The sequence below is a fragment of the Neisseria sp. HMSC03D10 genome, assembly GCF_001807625.1.
GTDB classification, from domain to species: Bacteria; Pseudomonadota; Gammaproteobacteria; order Burkholderiales; family Neisseriaceae; genus Neisseria; species Neisseria mucosa.
In genome coordinates, this window is sequence record NZ_KV789510.1 from 11,219 (window position 1) to 27,676 (window position 16,458).

Annotated in this window: 17 protein-coding genes and 1 pseudogene; 7 read left to right on the plus strand and 11 right to left on the minus strand. The window is 54.1% G+C overall.

Annotated features, from left to right (window positions below; all coding sequences use genetic code 11):
- Window positions 1-75 precede the first annotated feature (75 nt).
- The 5 genes and pseudogenes from dksA to HMPREF3066_RS02940 all read right to left on the minus strand — a co-directional run bounded on the left by dksA (window position 76) and on the right by HMPREF3066_RS02940 (window position 3,017).
- Window positions 76-492, minus strand: a complete 417-nt coding sequence (dksA, locus tag HMPREF3066_RS02920) for an RNA polymerase-binding protein DksA (protein WP_003767066.1) — start codon at window positions 490-492, stop codon at window positions 76-78.
- 193 nt (window positions 493-685) lie between these two features.
- Entirely contained in the window at window positions 686-1,243 is a 558-nt protein-coding gene (locus tag HMPREF3066_RS02925; RefSeq protein WP_070440324.1) for a YggT family protein, read from the minus strand.
- A gap of 2 nt (window positions 1,244-1,245) precedes the next feature.
- Window positions 1,246-2,043, minus strand: a complete 798-nt coding sequence (gene proC, locus HMPREF3066_RS02930) for a pyrroline-5-carboxylate reductase (protein ID WP_070440326.1) — start codon at window positions 2,041-2,043, stop codon at window positions 1,246-1,248.
- Window positions 2,044-2,184: 141 nt separating this feature from the next.
- A pseudogene (locus HMPREF3066_RS02935) lies at window positions 2,185-2,313 on the minus strand (RNA-binding protein); the annotation flags it as partial.
- Complete coding sequence (locus HMPREF3066_RS02940; protein ID WP_070440330.1) at window positions 2,310-3,017, minus strand: YggS family pyridoxal phosphate-dependent enzyme; 708 nt, start codon at window positions 3,015-3,017, stop codon at window positions 2,310-2,312. The gene HMPREF3066_RS02940 and the pseudogene HMPREF3066_RS02935, both read right to left, overlap by 4 nt.
- A gap of 179 nt (window positions 3,018-3,196) precedes the next feature.
- On the opposite strand from HMPREF3066_RS02940, the gene HMPREF3066_RS02945 reads away from it, so the two are divergent.
- From HMPREF3066_RS02945 to HMPREF3066_RS02955, 3 genes are all read left to right on the plus strand, one after another.
- Window positions 3,197-4,243, plus strand: a complete 1,047-nt coding sequence (locus HMPREF3066_RS02945) for a type IV pilus twitching motility protein PilT (RefSeq protein WP_003767088.1) — start codon at window positions 3,197-3,199, stop codon at window positions 4,241-4,243.
- A gap of 169 nt (window positions 4,244-4,412) precedes the next feature.
- Window positions 4,413-5,645 (plus strand): PilT/PilU family type 4a pilus ATPase, encoded by a 1,233-nt coding sequence (locus tag HMPREF3066_RS02950; protein WP_003759784.1) that lies wholly within the window; start codon window positions 4,413-4,415, stop codon window positions 5,643-5,645.
- 411 nt (window positions 5,646-6,056) lie between these two features.
- Window positions 6,057-6,593, plus strand: a complete 537-nt coding sequence (locus HMPREF3066_RS02955; RefSeq protein WP_070440332.1) for a porin family protein — start codon at window positions 6,057-6,059, stop codon at window positions 6,591-6,593.
- Between the two features lie 381 nt (window positions 6,594-6,974).
- Here HMPREF3066_RS02955 and HMPREF3066_RS02960 read toward each other — a convergent pair whose 3' ends face one another.
- The 3 genes from HMPREF3066_RS02960 to arsC all read right to left on the minus strand — a co-directional run bounded on the left by HMPREF3066_RS02960 (window position 6,975) and on the right by arsC (window position 8,657).
- Window positions 6,975-7,511: a C40 family peptidase gene (locus HMPREF3066_RS02960; RefSeq protein WP_070440334.1), complete on the minus strand. Its 537-nt coding sequence runs from the start codon at window positions 7,509-7,511 to the stop codon at window positions 6,975-6,977.
- 92 nt (window positions 7,512-7,603) lie between these two features.
- Window positions 7,604-8,275, minus strand: a complete 672-nt coding sequence (locus HMPREF3066_RS02965; RefSeq protein ID WP_003768329.1) for a YdcF family protein — start codon at window positions 8,273-8,275, stop codon at window positions 7,604-7,606.
- Between the two features lie 22 nt (window positions 8,276-8,297).
- The gene (gene arsC / locus HMPREF3066_RS02970) at window positions 8,298-8,657 is read right to left on the minus strand and encodes an arsenate reductase (glutaredoxin) (RefSeq protein ID WP_049223220.1); all 360 of its coding nucleotides are present in this window, start codon (window positions 8,655-8,657) and stop codon (window positions 8,298-8,300) included.
- 188 nt (window positions 8,658-8,845) lie between these two features.
- Between arsC and HMPREF3066_RS02975 the strand changes: the two genes are divergently transcribed.
- The 4 genes from HMPREF3066_RS02975 (at window position 8,846) to mutS (ending at window position 13,953) form a co-directional block, all read left to right on the plus strand.
- A complete protein-coding gene (locus HMPREF3066_RS02975) occupies window positions 8,846-9,328 on the plus strand; it encodes a TlpA disulfide reductase family protein (protein ID WP_003775962.1) in 483 nt (160 codons plus the stop codon).
- Window positions 9,329-9,661: 333 nt separating this feature from the next.
- Window positions 9,662-10,312, plus strand: a complete 651-nt coding sequence (gene ftsE, locus HMPREF3066_RS02980; protein WP_003765335.1) for a cell division ATP-binding protein FtsE — start codon at window positions 9,662-9,664, stop codon at window positions 10,310-10,312.
- The gene (gene ftsX / locus HMPREF3066_RS02985; RefSeq protein WP_070440336.1) at window positions 10,309-11,226 is read left to right on the plus strand and encodes a permease-like cell division protein FtsX; all 918 of its coding nucleotides are present in this window, start codon (window positions 10,309-10,311) and stop codon (window positions 11,224-11,226) included. Before ftsE ends, ftsX begins: the two co-directional genes overlap by 4 nt.
- Before the next feature lie 105 nt (window positions 11,227-11,331).
- The gene (gene mutS / locus HMPREF3066_RS02990; protein ID WP_070440338.1) at window positions 11,332-13,953 is read left to right on the plus strand and encodes a DNA mismatch repair protein MutS; all 2,622 of its coding nucleotides are present in this window, start codon (window positions 11,332-11,334) and stop codon (window positions 13,951-13,953) included.
- Between the two features lie 482 nt (window positions 13,954-14,435).
- Here mutS and ruvA read toward each other — a convergent pair whose 3' ends face one another.
- The 3 genes from ruvA to HMPREF3066_RS03005 all read right to left on the minus strand — a co-directional run bounded on the left by ruvA (window position 14,436) and on the right by HMPREF3066_RS03005 (window position 16,176).
- Window positions 14,436-15,020 carry a Holliday junction branch migration protein RuvA gene (gene ruvA, locus HMPREF3066_RS02995; RefSeq protein WP_070440340.1) on the minus strand — a complete coding sequence of 195 codons (585 nt, stop codon included), beginning with the start codon at window positions 15,018-15,020 and terminating at the stop codon, window positions 14,436-14,438.
- Between the two features lie 201 nt (window positions 15,021-15,221).
- Window positions 15,222-15,689 carry a CinA family protein gene (locus HMPREF3066_RS03000; protein ID WP_070440341.1) on the minus strand — a complete coding sequence of 156 codons (468 nt, stop codon included), beginning with the start codon at window positions 15,687-15,689 and terminating at the stop codon, window positions 15,222-15,224.
- A gap of 124 nt (window positions 15,690-15,813) precedes the next feature.
- Window positions 15,814-16,176 carry a cupin domain-containing protein gene (locus HMPREF3066_RS03005; protein ID WP_070440343.1) on the minus strand — a complete coding sequence of 121 codons (363 nt, stop codon included), beginning with the start codon at window positions 16,174-16,176 and terminating at the stop codon, window positions 15,814-15,816.
- Between the last annotated feature and the right edge of the window lie 282 nt (window positions 16,177-16,458).

A 16,458-nucleotide genomic window follows, 5' to 3' on the forward strand; every position in this document is an offset into this window, starting at 1 on the left:
AGGTCGTCTGAAATCCCTTTCAGACGACCTTTTCATTTTCTTACTGTCTAATTCAATTAGCCGATTTCGTTATACTTAGTCGGCAAACTGTTTTTTCATGCGTTCGCGGCGTTCTTGTGCTTCCACGGAAAGTGTCGCAGTCGGGCGGGCAAGGAGGCGTTTGAGGCCGATGGGCTCGCCGGTATCCGCGCAGAAGCCATAATCGCCTTCGTCGATACTGCGGATGGTTGCTTGTACTTTACCTAGAAGTTTGCGCTCACGGTCGCGGGTGCGTAGTTCCAGCGCGTACTCTTCTTCTTGAGTAGCGCGGTCGGCAGGATCGGGAGCCGATTCGTGTTCTTGCAGGTGGCCGGTGGTGGCAGATGCGTTTTCAATCAGTTCGTCTTGCATTTTTACCAGCAGTTCGCGGAAGAATGCCAACTGGTCACTATTCATGTAGTCTTCTTCCGGGCCGTCCCAATTCAAAATGTCTTGTTCTGTCAGCTTTGCCATAATTTTTCTTTCAATCTATTGCGGGAAACGAAATACTACTCAAGTGGTTTATTTTATTGATTTCTTAGGACTTCTTTTCTCAAGCCCGTTTGGAAATGGCGGCATGATACCATGTTTTCACAGTCGTGTTTTCGATTTTCACTTTTTTGCATTTTGCTTACGTCATACTGCAAATTCTTAATGAACTCGCTGTCTATTGCAGTAGCCACAAGTTGATTTGGCGGGTAATTTGGGGCGATAGACTGCTTAACCAGATCCACAGTAATAATGCCAATATACTACCCGAAAAATCGTAGCGTCCGTACTTTAAAAACTGTACGGGAGAAAGTATGGGGCGATATATCCGTTCCAGTGCGACGGAAAGCTGGGAATAGGGATCTTTAATAATACTGAGCGCCATTCGGATAAACAACCCTATCAACAACACATAAGCCGCTGATTTAATTGTATTCAATACTGCCAGTATAAAATTGGCGATGATGATTTTTGCGCTGAATGCGGTAGGCTGCGCCACTAAAGTGATGAAGGTGAATACGATGTAATATAACAACAGTCCTGACAACAGGCAGGCTGGGTCGTATTTTTTAACCGGCAGAATTTTATGTAGCGGGTTGACCAGCCAATCGGTTGATCGCTTACTGAACGCCAAGAGCGCATGATTTTCACTCAATCCCGCCGCTTGCAGGAATAGACGTGCCAAACACAGGATAACAATGCCGTCGGCAAGCAATATCAATAAATCTCCGCGCATTTTCAGACGACCTTATATTGTTGTGCCATTTCCTGCGAACGCTTGACGCAGGCTTCCACGCCTTGGGCAATGGCTTCGGCGACGCAGCATGATTTGAACGTTTCGATGGCTTCGTGGGTGGTTCCGCCTTTGGAAGTAACGTTTTGCTGCAATCGCGCGAAGTCTTCGCCACTTTGCTCTGCCAAGGCAACTGCGCCTTTGAAGGTGGCGAGACTGAGGGCGCGGGCATCTTCTTCGCTGAACCCTTGCGCCTGAGCGGCAGCTTGCAGCGCGCCGAGCAGGTAAAAGACGTAGGCGGGGCCGCTGCCGCTAATGCCTGTGATATTGTGCAACTTGTCTTCTTCATCCAACCAAACGGTTAAACCGACGGAACGCATAATCCGGTCGGCGGCGGCACGGTCGGCTTCGGACACTTCCGATTCGGCAAACATACCGGATACGCCCAAACCGATTTTTCCCGGCGTATTGGGCATGGTACGGACGATGCGGCGCGTTCCGCCAAGGTAGCGGCTGAGGGTATCAATAGACAAACCGGCAGCGACGGATAGCACCAATGCGCCGTTGACACGAACGTTGCGGCACGCGGCTTCCATGTCCTGCGGCTTGACGGCAAGAATCAAAACGTCGTCTGAAAGCAGTTCGGGCAGGGATTCGGAAACTTCGACATTCAATTCCTTTGCCAAACGCCCGCGTTTTCCCGCGCCGCGGTTGGCGATGTGGATGCGGTATCCGCCCTGCTTGACCAATCCGCCCGCAATGGCAGCTGCCATATTGCCGCCGCCTAAAAAGTAGATGTTCATAAATTTCCTTAAATTTTTAAATGAAATACATTTTACTTGGGGTCGTCTGAAATGCCGTTTCTACCAAACTAGAAAACTTCAGACGACCTTTTTACCAACAGACGCTTTCAGGCAGCGATGTTCGGTGTAAACCCTGTTTTTCCAAAAATCTATTGCCGCCGGCTTTTTGGGCTTGCACCAGTCTGACAAGGACGAACATGGATACCAGCCCATCAACCGACAACCCGTTAAGGTCAAACCCAGCAAAAAGACCGAGATAATCTGTTTCATTGACCATCTTTCCCTTTTTGCTCCCGCCTGCCGAAAATCGCGCTGCCGATACGCACATGCGTTGCGCCGCACGCGACCGCCACAGGCATATCGCCGGACATGCCCATAGACAATACATCCGCGTGGACACCCGCCGCGTTCAGGCCGGCAAGCAGTTTCTTCATGGTTTGGAACTGAACGCGCAATGCTTCATCATCGCTGTCGGCTTTGGCGACACACATCAATCCGCGTACAACCACATTCGGCAACTTCGCCACTTCCACCGCCAGCGCGACCGCCTCATCGGGCGCAACGCCGTGTTTCGCCTCCTCGCCCGCGATATTGACTTCGATGCACACCTGCAAAGGCGGCATTTCGGACGGACGCTGTTCGCTCAGGCGGCGGGCGGTTTTCAGACGACCTATCGTATGCACCCAATGCGCGCGTTCGGCGACAAATTTGGTCTTGTTTGACTGCACATCGCCGATGACGTGCCAAACAATGTCGGGCAAATCCGCGAGCGTTTCCGTTTTCTCGTACCACTCCTGAATATAGTTCTCACCGAAATCACGCTGCCCTGCGGCATATACCTCGCGGATGTCGTCTGAAGGGAAGGTTTTGCTGACGGCAATCAGACCCACTTCGCCCGCCTGCCTGCCCGCCTTTTGCTCGGCTTCGGCAATGCGGCGGCACACCTCCGCATAATTTTGTTGCAATACCGACATGATTTCTTCCTTTATTACATCAATTACAGCGATTTTGAAAATTTTACTTGGTCTGAACGGTTTATGTATTTAAAATAATACAATTTATCGGAACCTGAACAGGGAAATGCCCGGCATTCCGCATCCGCATTTTAAATCGGGTTCCGCCTCATTATTCTAAACTAAAACAAGGCCACATTATGCAGATTACCGACTTACTCGCTTTCGGCGTCAAAAACAAAGCTTCCGACCTTCACTTAAGCGCCGGAATGTCCCCCATGATCCGCGTTCACGGCGACATCCGCCGCATCAACCTGCCCGAAATGTCAGCCGAAGAAGTCGGCAACATGGTTACTTCGGTCATGAACGACCACCAGCGCAAACTGTTCCAACAAGATTTGGAAGTGGACTTCTCCTTCGAGCTGCCCAACGTCGCCCGTTTCCGTGTCAACGCCTTTACCTCCAACCGCGGCCCTGCCGCCGTCTTCCGTACCATTCCGAGCGACGTATTGACGCTGGAAGACCTGCGCGCCCCGCGTATTTTCCAAAAAATCGCCGACAACCCGCGCGGCTTGGTATTGGTAACCGGTCCGACCGGTTCCGGTAAATCCACCACGCTGGCGGCAATGATCAACTACATCAACGAAACCCAACCCGCACACATCCTCACCATCGAAGACCCGATCGAGTTCGTCCACCAAAGTAAAAAAGCCCTCGTCAACCAGCGCGAGCTGCACCAACACACCCACAGCTTCGCCAACGCCCTGCGTTCCGCATTGCGTGAAGACCCCGACGTGATCCTCGTGGGCGAGATGCGCGACCCCGAAACCATCGGCCTCGCGCTGACTGCCGCCGAAACCGGCCACTTGGTATTCGGTACGCTGCACACCACCGGCGCCGCCAAAACCGTGGACCGTATCGTTGACGTATTCCCGGCCGGTGAAAAAGAAATGGTGCGTTCCATGCTGTCCGAATCCCTGCGCGCGGTCATTTCGCAAACTCTGCTGAAAACCCGCGACGGCAACGGCCGTGTCGCCGCACACGAAATCCTCATTTCCACCCCCGCAGTGCGCAACCTGATCCGCGAAAACAAAATCGCCCAAATCAACTCCGCGCTGCAAACCGGTCAATCACACGGCATGCAAACCCTCGACCAGGCGCTGCAAACCCTCGTCCGCCAAGGTACCATCAGCCCCGACGTAGCCCGCAGCAAAGCGCAAAACAGCGACAGCATGACCATCGTCTGATAAATACATTCCATTATCGGGAACAAACCAGGTCGTCTGAAAACACAGTTTACACAACGGGGAAACCCGTTCCCCGTTTTCAGACGACCTCCGCAAGGCAGGCAACACCCAATAACAAACAAACCGCCCGCCGGTCTCAATATTCACTTACTGATAAAGAGTACACAAAATGAGCGAAACAACTCCTTTACACGACTTACTCAGCGAAATGGTGCAAGCCTACTCGCAAAAAAACCAACCGCCGCACATCCCCACCCCTGCCGAAATCGGCACGCACCTCCATCCCCTGCTCGACCGCATGTGCGTCGAAGCAGAAAAACGCGGCGCATCCGACATCTTCATCAGCGCAGGCTTCCCGCCTGCCGTCAAAGTCAGCGGCACCCTGACCCCCGTCCCGCACAAAGCCCTGACCGGCGAAGACACGGCCGCCATCGTCGAATCCACCATGAACCCCGAGCAGCTTGAAACCTTCAACCGCGAATGGGAACTCAACTACTCCGTCCAATCCCGCAGCAACACCCGTTACCGTGTCAACGCCTACCACGAACAAGGCCGCGTCGGCATGGTCTTGCGCCGCATCAACCAAGAAATCCCCGAAATGGAGAGCCTCGGCCTGCCCGCCAAACTCAAAGACCTCTCCCTTTCCCCGCGCGGCCTGCTGATCCTTGCCGGCCCGACCGGTTCCGGTAAATCGACCACCATGGCATCCATGCTCGACTACCGCAACCACAAAATGCCCGGCCACATCGTCACCATCGAAGACCCGATCGAATTCATCTACAAACCCCGCCGCAGCATTTTCACCCAGCGCGAAGTCGGCATCGACACCAACGACTGGAAAATCGCCGTCCAAAGCGCAATGCGTCAAGCGCCCGACGTCGTCTGTATCGGCGAGGTGCGCAGCGAAGCCAGTATGGAATACGCCCTCCAGCTTGCCCAAACCGGCCACTTGTGCGTCTTCACCATCCACGCCAACACCGCCGCCCAAACCATCGAGCGTATCATCAACTTCTACCAAGAAGACCGACGCAAACAAGTCCTCATGGATTTGGCGCTCAACCTGACCGGCATTATCGGCCAACGCCTCGCCATCAAGAAAAACCGCAGCCAGCGTACCGCCGTCGTCGACCTTCTGCTCAACACGCCCGCCATGCAGGATTTGATTTTCAAAGGCGAACTTATGGAAATCCGCGAACTCATGATGCGCTCCGGCACAGACGGCATGCAGACCTTCGACCAACACCTGTTCGAACTCTACATCCAAGGTCAAATCGAATACGACGAAGCCCTGCGCCAAGCCGTTTCCACCAACGACCTGCGCCTGCGCATCCAAATGCACGAAGAAGGCAACGACCCCGACCGCCTCTACGACCGCATCAGCGATTTGAACCTGATTTCGTAAACACCCAATTTCAGGCAAAACAAAGGTCGTCTGAAAACCCCAAAAAACCCGGTTTTCAGACGACCTTTGTCGCGCTTATGGCAATAAAGCCACACCAACCAATGTAAACCGCCATTTAAGCCTTTATCATTTTCTCCGCACTCCGCCTCCGCTGCCAAACGCGCCCCTCTCCACACAGCAAGGTTCATAAATCTTCATACTTTTCATCGCACTTTACGCAAATTATAAATCGCGCACCTCGACATTTCTGGCGATACAAATTCAGCCGTTTCAATGAACTACAAACGTTAAGCACTTGAGAAGATGGGTAACGCCTCGGCAAAGGCGGTTGCGGCTCATCCGCAAGCATCCGATACTGGATTCGTCGGAAGCAGAAACACGCTTCCTGTTTATCCGTGAAGGAGCATTATCATGAAAAAAACCTTACTGACTGTTTTATTGGCTACCGCTTCCGCCATCACTTTCGCTGACGGTTCTTTTACCAGCGCAGGCTTGGAAGTCGGCGCGGGCGCAACCAAAAGTGATGTGCGCAACGTTAATCTGAACGAAAAAACCAAAGGCGACGTTGCCGTACGCGGCAGCTACAACACACAATTCGGACAAAGCAACTGGATTGGCGGCGTTGAAGCCGGTGTCAAACCGCTGCACCGCAAAATCGCGGGCAATGCGAAACAAAAAGTCGATGCCAACGTTTCCTACGTCCAAGGCTACCGCCTGACCGACAATGCGCTGGCTTACGGTAAGGCAGGCTACCACTACGGCCGCTTCGACAATTTGGGCGCGAAACGCAACAATATGAACGGCCTCGGCTACGGCGTAGGCGCGAAATACGCCGTTGCACCGAATGTCGAAGTCGGCGCCGAATGGGAGCAAACCCGTTATAAAAAAGACAATTTGAAAGTCCACAACAACAGCTACATGGCTACTGTCGGCTACCGCTTCAAATAATCTTTTTTAAACAGACAAAGGTCGTCTGAAACCGTAAATCTGGTTTCAGACGACCTTTTTTATCAGCATTTCCGATTTGGATTGACGATATAGCCGACTGCTTAGTTCATCATTCGTACGCGGGAATGACCGAGATAATAGATACCGTGAGATCTTTGCAATAACATGAGTTATTAAAATTTTATGTTCAATACCATTGCCAAAATGAAGAACCTCCCTGATTGCTTCTACTTTTTTCTCAATATCAAAAAGGTTTTAGCCAATTGAAAATTTTTTAGCACATTTTTATGCGTCAAATTTTGTTAACAGACTATTTTTGCAAAGGTCTCACCGTATCAAAAACCAAACGGATCTTTATACCGATTGCTGATTTGCTGTTTTTCAGTCGGTAAAGAAGGTATGCGCGCCCAAATAATTCTTCGCGTAAAACGGGCTGGAAAGTTTTTCGGTTTTAATGGTTTTGCCGCTGCTTGGCGCATGGATGAATTCACCGTTGCCGATGTATAGGCCGACGTGCGAATATTTGTTCGCGCCGCCTGTGTTGAAGAAAACGAGATCGCCTGCCTTAAGGCGGCTGTCGGGGATTTTACGGCTGGCCGCCGCCATATCGCGGGCGGTGCGCGGCAGGCTGACACCGAGGGCGTTTTTATAGACAAATTGAATCATGCCGCTGCAATCAAAACCGGTAGAAGTAGTGCTGCCGCCCCATTTGTACGGCGTACCGATAAGGCCCATGCTGTGCAACATCAGCTCTTGCGAACCTTGGGTGTGATCGATATTGCTGATGCGGACGAGTTGGACTTTTCGGGCAGAAGCGTAGGTTTTGGCCGTCGGACGGTGTTTGCCTGTTGAGAAGCCGCATGAGACAAGAAAAGGGATTAAGGCGGCGGTCAGGATAGTTTGAAATATGTGTTTCATGATGGTTAACCTTTATGAGTAACACTGATTGTAGTCTTTTTGAGGTCGTCTGAAACCTGAATTTCAACGGTTTTCAGACGACTCTTTTTCATTTATTCGTCTTCTGTTTTACTCATTGTCAGCCAGTCCCAAAAGTTTTCGCTCCATTTGCCGATGCGGTAGAGGAAGAGGGCGTAGCTTTCTTGAAGCAGGAATTTGTTTTTTTCCTTGCTTTGATCGAACCGCGTGGTCGGCGTGGCGGAGATGTAGGCTTCGATGTCGAGGTCGGAGGCGATTTCGAGGGCGCGGGCGAGGTGGTAGGGGTCGCTGACGATGATGATGCTTCCGATGCCTTCGGCGCGCAGTATTGGGCGGATGTTGCGGATATTTTCGTAGGTGTTGCGCGAGGTGTTTTCAAAGAGGATGTTGTGCGCAGGTATGCCTTGTTTGAGGGCGTAGCGCCGACCGACTTCGGCTTCAGTCATGTAGCCTTTTTTGGGTGTTCCGCCGGTGAAAACGATTTTTTCGACACGGTGGCTTTGGTAGAGGGTGATGGCGTGGTTGATGCGTTCGCGGAAGATGGGCGAAGGCCGTTTGTCCCACGCGGCGGCGCCGAGCACGAGGGCGGCATCGGCGCGGATATGACCGGGCAGGGGCTGCGAGCCGGTGTGGTACACCTGCCATGCGCCCTCGCCGAATATGCCGAGTACCAACAGGATACTCAGGCCTATGCCGCGAAAGAGGTAGTAGCGCAAGCCGTTGCGGCTGCGGAACAGGGAAATCATGTAGGGACAGCCTTCCCGCGCTTCAGTCCAACAAGGCTTCGATGTTTTCGAGCGGTCTGCCGATGGCGGCTTTGTCCCGTGTGGTCAGGATGGGGCGTTCGAGCAGGGCAGGGTGGGCGGCGATGGCTTCGAGCAGGGCTTGGTTGTCGAGGTCGGGCTTGTCCAAACCGAGTTCTTTGTACAAGTCGTCTTTGACGCGCATCATGCCGCGTACGGACTCTAAGCCCAGCTTGGCGAAAATGTCTTTCAGTGTCGCCAAGTCGGGCGGGGTGTCGAGGTATTTGACGACTTCGGCTTTGATGCCGCGCGCTTCGAGCAGGTCGAAAGCGGCGCGCGATTTGCTGCAACGGGGATTGTGGTAGAGCGTGAATTCAGACGACATAGAGTTCTCCGATGTTTATAGATTTTGCTGATGGGCTTTATTATCGGCTGCATTGGAAATTTCCTCAACTTATCACCCGATAATCGTCATTTTTTACCGCTAAAATCCAACATCTTGATTTTCTCCATAGACAGCACGCTGAAAGGGGTTACAATGCCATCATCTGATTGATGCAAAGGATGGAACTTATGAAAAAATTATTGCTTGCCTCTGTTTTGATGACTGCCGCCCTGTCTGCCCCTGCGTTTGCCGCCGACCCGCTGGCGGGCTGGAACGACAACAAACCGCAAAGCCTGCAATCGCTCAAAGCCCCCGTGCGCGTGGTGAACCTGTGGGCGACCTGGTGCGGTCCGTGCCGTAAGGAGATGCCTGCTATGTCCGCATGGTACAAAGCGCAGAAAAAAGGCAGCGTCGATATGGTCGGCATCGCATTGGATACTTCCGACAACATCGGCAAATTCCTGAAACAAACCCCCGTCAGCTATCATGTTTGGCGCTATACCGGCGCGGACAGCCGCAATTTCATGAAGTCTTACGGCAACAACGTCGGCGTATTGCCGTTCACCGTCGTCGAAGCGCCGAAATGCGGCTACAAACAAACCATCACCGGCGAAGTCAACGAAAAAAGCCTGACCGCCGCCGTCAATGCGGCTAAAGAAAAATGTAAATAATTCGGGCTGAAACCGATGTGGAAGGTCGTCTGAAAAAGGATACGGCGGGTTTGATTGAAACGCCGAAATCCTTTTCAGACGACTTTTTGACATGTGGATAAGTATTTCAGCATTTTGCAAACGCGACAATCACACTTGTAATATTGTGTTGTAAAGCCGTCAGTCCGACGCTTTGCCTACCGCCGTCCATATCTGAGCAAACTATCAAAAAAACGCCGAAATCTTTATAATTCGGCACATATCCTATTTTTCAGACGACCTATCTCCGATAGCGCATCCTTTTGTGGATTAACTGTGGATAAGTTTGTCCTGACCCCTTTCCAGGAATACCTTATGATCCGTTTCGAACAAGTTTCCAAAACCTATCCAGGCGGTTTTGAAGCCCTGAAAAACGTCAGCTTCCAAATCAAAAAAGGCGAAATGATATTTATCGCCGGCCATTCCGGCTCCGGCAAGTCCACTATCCTCAAGCTGATTTCCGGTATTACCAAACCCAGCAAAGGCAAAGTGTGGTTCAACAACCAAGACTTGGGCGAATTGAGCGACAACCAAATCGGCTTCATGCGCCAACATATCGGCATCGTGTTCCAAGACCACAAAATCCTCTATGACCGCAACGTCCTGCAAAACGTCATCCTACCGCTGCGGATTATCGGTTATCAGCCGCGCAAAGCCGAAGAACGCGCCCGCATCGCCATTGAAAAAGTCGGCTTGAAAGGCCGCGAATTGGACGATCCCGTAACCCTCTCAGGCGGCGAACAGCAACGATTGTGTATCGCCCGCGCCGTCGTCCACCAACCCAGCCTCCTGATTGCCGACGAACCCTCCGCCAACCTCGACCGCGCCTACGCGCTCGACATCATGGAATTGTTCAAAACCTTCCACGAAGCAGGAACCACCGTCATCGTCGCCGCTCATGACGAAACCCTCATGGCAGACTACGGCCACCGCATCCTGCGCCTCTCGAAAGGACGACTCGCATGAGCATCATTCACTACGTCTCGCTGCACGTCGAATCTGCGCGCACTGCGCTCAAACAGCTCCTGCGCCAACCCGTCGGCACGCTGCTCACCCTCCTGATGCTCGCCGTCGCCATGACTCTGCCGCTTTTCATGTATTTAGGCATCCAAAGCGGGCAAAGCGTTTTAGGCAAGCTCAACGAGTCGCCGCAAATCACCCTCTATATGGAAACCGATGCGTCCAAAGCCGATAGTGATACCGTCCGCAACCTGTTGGAACGTGATGCCCGCCTCAACAAAATCCGTTTCATCAGCAAGCAGGAAGGCTTGGAAGAGCTACAATCCAACCTCGATCAAAACCTCGTTTCCATGCTCGACGGCAACCCCTTGCCCGACGCATTTATCGTAACGCCCGATCCCGCTACACCGCCCGCACAAATGCAGGCGATTTATCAGGATATGATCAAGCTACCCATGGTCGAATCCGCCACCATGGACACCGAATGGGTGCAAACGCTGTATCAAATCAACGAGTTCATCCGCAAAATTTTATGGTTTCTTTCACTGACGCTGGGTATGGCGTTCGTCCTTGTCGCGCACAACACCATCCGTCTGCAAATCCTCAGCCGCAAAGAAGAAATCGAAATCACCAAGCTGCTCGGTGCGCCCGCATCGTTCATCCGCCGCCCCTTCCTCTATCAAGCCATGTGGCAGAGTATCCTCTCCGCCACCGTCAGCTTGGGGCTGTGCGGCTGGTTGCTCTCCGCCGTGCGCCCGTTGGTAGATGCCATCTTCAAGCCCTACGGGCTCAACATCGGCTGGCGTTTCTTCCATTTCAGCGAAGTTTCGCTGGTGTTCGGCTTCGTCATCGCCCTAGGCGTCTTCGGCGCATGGCTTGCCACCACGCAACATCTGCTGGGCTTTAGAGCCAAGAAATAAAATCATTGGATTGAAGTAAAGGCAAAAGGTCGTCTGAAACCTTGTTTTAGGGTTTCAGACGACCTTTTGCTACAATAAGGCTTTTCCGTTTTGCAAGGCATTCCCATGAGCAAATCCGCCGTTTCCCCTATGATGCAGCAGTATCTCGCCATCAAATCGCAGCACGCCGACAAGCTGGTGTTTTACCGCATGGGCGATTTTTACGAGCTGTTTTTGGATGACGCGGTGGAAGCGGCGAAGCTGTTGGATATCACTCTGACCACGCGCGGGCAGATGGACGGCGTGCCGATTAAGATGGCGGGCGTGCCGTTTCACGCGGCGGAGCAGTATCTGGCGCGGCTGGTGAAGATGGGCAAAAGCGTGGCGGTGTGCGAGCAGGTGGGCGAAGTCGGCGCGGGCAAAGGGCCGGTGGAACGCAAAGTCGTGCGCATCGTTACGCCCGGCACGCTGACCGACGCGGCGTTTTTGGAAGACAAGGAAACCAACCGCATCGCGGCGGTGAACGCGGATAAAAAACACATCGCCATCGCGTGGGCATCTTTGCAAAGCGGCGAATTCAAAACCAAGCTGACGACGGCGGACAAGCTCGCCGACGAGCTGGCGCGTTTGCAGGCGGCGGAAATCCTGTTGCCCGAAGGCAAAAGCCTGCCTAATGGTTTTCAGACGACCTCCGCCAACATCACGCGCCTGAACTCGTGGCAGTTTGCCGCCGACGCCGGCGCGAAATTGTTGACCGAATACTTCGGCTGTCAGGACCTGCACGGCTTCGGTTTGGACGGCAAGGAACACGAAGCCGCCGTCGGCGCGGCGGGCGCGCTGCTGAACTACATCCGCCTGACGCAAAACCTGATGCCGCAGCACCTCGACGGCATTTCGCTCGAAACCGACAGCCAATATATCGGCATGGACGCCGCCACGCGCCGCAATCTCGAAATCACGCAAACCCTCTCCGGCAAAAAATCGCCGACCCTGTTTTCCATACTCGACGGCTGCGCCACCCACATGGGCAGCCGCCTCTTGGCACTCTGGCTGCACCACCCCTTACGCAGCCGCGCCCACATCCGCGCCCGCCAAGAAGCCGTTGCCGCGCTGGGTTCGCAATACGAAACCCTGCAAGGTCGTCTGAAAAACATCGCGGACATCGAACGCATCGCCGCCCGCATCGCTGTCGGCAACGCCCGCCCGCGCGACCTCGCCGCCCTGCGCGACAGCCTGTTTGCCCTGTCCGAAATCGAATTGTCCGCCGAGGGCAGCAGCCTCTTAGAAACCCTCAAAGCCGTTTTCCCCGAAACCCTGCCCGTCGCCGAAACCCTCAAAGCCGCCGTGATGCCCGAACCCGCCGTCTGGCTCAAAGACGGCGGCGTCATCAACCAAGGCTATTCGGCAGAACTCGACGAGTTGCGCCACATCCAAAACCACGGCGACGAATTCCTGCTCGACCTCGAAGCGCGCGAACGCGAACGCACCGGCCTCTCCACCCTCAAAGTCGAGTTCAACCGCGTCCACGGCTTCTACATCGAGCTATCCAAAGTCCAAGCCGAACAAGCCCCCGCCGACTACCAACGCCGCCAGACCCTGAAAAACGCCGAACGCTTCATCACCCCCGAACTCAAAACCTTCGAAGACAAAGTCCTGACCGCGCAAGAACAAGCATTGGCATTGGAAAAACGCCTGTTTGAAGCCCTCCTCAAAGACATTCAGACGACCCTTCCCCAGCTTCAAAAAGCCGCCAAAGCCGCCGCCGCACTGGACGTACTTTCCACCTTCGCCGCCACCGCCGCCGAACGCGGCTTCGTCTGCCCCGAGTTCGCCGACTACCCCGTCATCCATATCGAAAACGGCCGCCATCCCGTCGTCGAACAACAAGTGCGCCACTTCACCGCCAACCACACCCGCCTCGACCACAAACACCGCCTCATGCTCCTGACCGGCCCCAACATGGGCGGCAAATCCACCTACATGCGCCAAGTTGCCCACATCGTCCTCATGGCGCACACCGGCAGCTTCGTCCCCGCCGATGCCGCCCAAATCGGCCCCATCGACCAAATCTTCACCCGCATCGGCGCCTCCGACGACCTCGCCTCCAACCGCTCCACCTTCATGGTCGAAATGAGCGAAACCGCCTACATCCTCCACCACGCCACCGACCAATCCCTTGTCCTCATGGACGAAGTCGGACGCGGCACCTCCACCTTCGACGGCCTCGCCCTCGCGCACGCCATCGCCGAACACCTGCTGCAAAAAAACAAATCCTTCAGCCTCTTCGCCACCCATTATTTCGAACTGACCAAACTGCCCGAAGCCCACGCAACGGCAGTCAACATGCACCTCTCCGCACTCGAACAAGGACAAGACATCGTCTTCCTCCACCACATCGAACCCGGCCCCGCCAGCAAAAGCTACGGCATCGCCGTCGCCAAACTCGCCGGCCTGCCCAACCGCGCCCTCAAAGCCGCCCAAAAACATCTGGACGAACTCGAAGCCCAAGCCGCCGCCGTCCGCCCGCAATTGGACATCTTCAGCACCCTGTCGTCTGAAAACGAATACAGCGGGTTTAGTCCAGACGAAACGGCGGATATAGAATCCCAAACCGCCGCCAGCCAAGAAAACCCTGCCCACAACTCACTCGCCGAGGCCCTAAACCAAATCCGCCCCGACGACCTCACCCCCCGCGAAGCCCTAGACGCACTGTACCGCCTCAAACAGATTGTTGAAGGCGGGGAGTAAGCGCGTTGGTTTATATAAAACAAGGTCGTCTGAAAAATTTCAGGCGACCTTAATTTGTACCCGAACCTGCCCCTCTCCCGTAGCGTGGGCTTTGCCCACTAAATAAATAACAGACACAGTTCCCGATTCAACAACCTGCCCCCTCTCCCGTCCAGCGGGAGAGGGCCGGGGAGAGGGTGGCTTTATGGACTAAACGAATCCGATTTTACCTAAACCCACAAAGCCACCCCCATCCTAACCTTCCCCTGCCGGATGGGGGAAGGAACAAGCTGCCTTACAGTCACCCGTAGCGTGGGCTTTGCCCACGAAAGGAAAACAAATTAGATTGTTGTCCAACAATGGATGGTTAGACGGCAGATTTCGTGGGCAAAGCCCACGCTACTTGAGTTATCCCAAACCCGCGTTAATTGAATAAAAGGTCGTCTGAAAACGAGTATGAACGAGTTTCTCTAAAAACCTTGATCTCAAAGTTTTCAGACGACCTATTTCAACAGGTTTTTTAAAGCCAAGCGCACGCCTTCGCCGACTTCCGTGCCTTTTGGAATGCCTTTGATGGCGGCTTTTGCCTCGCGTTCGTTGTAACCCAACGCAATCAGGGTGTTGACGATGTCGTCCGTTTCGTCGGCAGCAGGCGCGGCGGTGAAAAGCCCGTCGGCAGCGGTATGGGAAACCAGTTTGCCGCGCAGTTCCAAAACCATGCGTTCGGCGGTCTTTTTGCCGATGCCCGGGGCGAAGGAGAGGCGTTTGATGTCTTCGTCGGCAACCGCGCGGGCAAGCTCGTCGGCGGACATGGCGGAGAGTATGCCCAGCGCGGTTTTTGCGCCGATGCCGCTGACTTTGACCAACTGGCGGAACGTCGCCCGTTCGTCGGCAGTCGCAAAACCGAACAATAAATGCGCGTCTTCACGGACGACAAGCTGGGTGTAAAGCTGCACGGTTTCGCCCAAGGCGGGCAGGTTGTAGAAGGTCTGCATGGATACGTCGGCTTCGTAGCCGACGCCGTTGACGTCGATGACGATTTGCGGCGGGTTTTTCTCGATGAGCCTGCCGGTCAGTCTGCTGATCATGGGGGTTCCGTTAGGGAGTTGGGTAAAAAGGTCGTCTGAAACCTAGATGCCGACTGGCAACAGGGCTTCAGACGACCGTGATTGTAGCAGTTTCTCAAGGGCGTATCGGCCAAACTGCTTTGCGGCAAAGGTCGTCTGAAACCTGAATCTTGGTTTTCAGACTTGCATGAACGCGGTTTGCCGTTCTTGCGTTGGGAACCGTCAAACCAAATGTTCCGCCAAAAATTCAAGGGCGAAGGCGACGGCCTGATTTCTGACGGCCTCTCGGTCGCCGCTGAAGATTTTCATTTGCTCCAGCGATTCGGTCGGCGTGGACAACCCGAACCACACCGTGCCGACGGGTTTTGCCACACTGCCGCCGCCCGGGCCTGCGATGCCGGAAATACTCAGGGCGTAGTCGGCTTGTGCGACGGCTTTCGCACCGCGCGCCATTTCGTACACGGTTTCACGGCTGACCGCGCCGTGTTTCAGCAGCGTGTCGGGCATGACGCCGAGGCGTTCTTCTTTGGCTTGGTTGCTGTAAGTCACGAAACTTTGATGAAACCATTGCGAGCTGCCCGCGATGCTGGTGAATGCGCCCGCAAGCAGGCCGCCCGTGCAGGATTCGGCGCAGGTAACGGTTTGTCGGTGTCGGGTGAGGTGTTCGGCGATGGTTTGCAGCGCGGTCATGGGACTTTCTTTCTTCAATGGCGGCGGATTCGTCGGGGGTGGACGGGAAATAGATTATAGGTCGATTGCCAATGGTGGCGGAAGGTCGTCTCCAACTGCTTTTTCAGACGATCTGAAGGACATTCTATTCCGCACCCGCCTTCTTCCCGTCCTTCACCAGCACAATCACCAATTCGCTGTCGTCGGTTATTTTGATGGCAACGTATTCGCTGCCGTCCGCCTTCAGGACACTGCCCGGCCGCAATTCCTGCCTTTTTCCGCCGTCAAACAAAAATACCGAGCTGCCTTTGGTTTGGGTAACCAGCAGGGTGTGGCCGGGGTGGTTGTGGCGGGGGATTTCCTTGCCTTTGGGCAGGGTTTCGCGGATGACGGTGTAGTTTTCGCCTTCAAAGACTTTGCCCGTGCTTTGGGCTATTTCGGCGGCAGGCACGGCTGCGGCAGAGAGGCCGAGGAGAACGGCGAAAAGTTGGGTTTTGATGTTTTTCATGATGGTTTTCCTTTGGTTGCAGACAAAATTTATGGCAGATCAAAATTGCAATGATACGGCACTGCCAACGCCCTTATGTACTCTAGCTGTACACAGCGGGTATTACCGTCTTGTCTCATTTTTATTTTAATCCACTATCTTTTTCGGTCGGTTTGGGTCGTCTGAAAGTGGAATATGGCCGCGTTATTTGTTTTCGTAACCGGTTTGATTAGACTCCGTGTGGCGGTTTTCGTTTCGTTCTGAATGCAAACCTGCGGCTTACTGCCCTCTCCCTAACCCTCT

Excerpts from the sequence above, each read along its gene's own strand:
- HMPREF3066_RS02940 (WP_070440330.1), bottom strand. The coding sequence starts at position 3,017 with ATGTCGGTATTGCAACAAAATTATGCGGAGGTGTGCCGCCGCATTGCC.
- HMPREF3066_RS02975 (WP_003775962.1), top strand. The coding sequence starts at position 8,846 with ATGAAAAAATTATTGCTTGCCTCTGTTTTGATGACTGCCGCCCTGTCT.
- ftsX (WP_070440336.1), top strand. The coding sequence starts at position 10,309 with ATGAGCATCATTCACTACGTCTCGCTGCACGTCGAATCTGCGCGCACT.
- HMPREF3066_RS03005 (WP_070440343.1), bottom strand. The coding sequence starts at position 16,176 with ATGAAAAACATCAAAACCCAACTTTTCGCCGTTCTCCTCGGCCTCTCT.
- HMPREF3066_RS02925 (WP_070440324.1), bottom strand. The coding sequence starts at position 1,243 with ATGCGCGGAGATTTATTGATATTGCTTGCCGACGGCATTGTTATCCTG.
- HMPREF3066_RS02960 (WP_070440334.1), bottom strand. The coding sequence starts at position 7,511 with ATGAAACACATATTTCAAACTATCCTGACCGCCGCCTTAATCCCTTTT.
- mutS (WP_070440338.1), top strand. The coding sequence starts at position 11,332 with ATGAGCAAATCCGCCGTTTCCCCTATGATGCAGCAGTATCTCGCCATC.
- HMPREF3066_RS02945 (WP_003767088.1), top strand. The coding sequence starts at position 3,197 with ATGCAGATTACCGACTTACTCGCTTTCGGCGTCAAAAACAAAGCTTCC.
- HMPREF3066_RS02950 (WP_003759784.1), top strand. The coding sequence starts at position 4,413 with ATGAGCGAAACAACTCCTTTACACGACTTACTCAGCGAAATGGTGCAA.
- ftsE (WP_003765335.1), top strand. The coding sequence starts at position 9,662 with ATGATCCGTTTCGAACAAGTTTCCAAAACCTATCCAGGCGGTTTTGAA.
- HMPREF3066_RS03000 (WP_070440341.1), bottom strand. The coding sequence starts at position 15,689 with ATGACCGCGCTGCAAACCATCGCCGAACACCTCACCCGACACCGACAA.
- proC (WP_070440326.1), bottom strand. The coding sequence starts at position 2,043 with ATGAACATCTACTTTTTAGGCGGCGGCAATATGGCAGCTGCCATTGCG.
- HMPREF3066_RS02955 (WP_070440332.1), top strand. The coding sequence starts at position 6,057 with ATGAAAAAAACCTTACTGACTGTTTTATTGGCTACCGCTTCCGCCATC.
- HMPREF3066_RS02965 (WP_003768329.1), bottom strand. The coding sequence starts at position 8,275 with ATGATTTCCCTGTTCCGCAGCCGCAACGGCTTGCGCTACTACCTCTTT.
- arsC (WP_049223220.1), bottom strand. The coding sequence starts at position 8,657 with ATGTCGTCTGAATTCACGCTCTACCACAATCCCCGTTGCAGCAAATCG.
- ruvA (WP_070440340.1), bottom strand. The coding sequence starts at position 15,020 with ATGATCAGCAGACTGACCGGCAGGCTCATCGAGAAAAACCCGCCGCAA.
- dksA (WP_003767066.1), bottom strand. The coding sequence starts at position 492 with ATGGCAAAGCTGACAGAACAAGACATTTTGAATTGGGACGGCCCGGAA.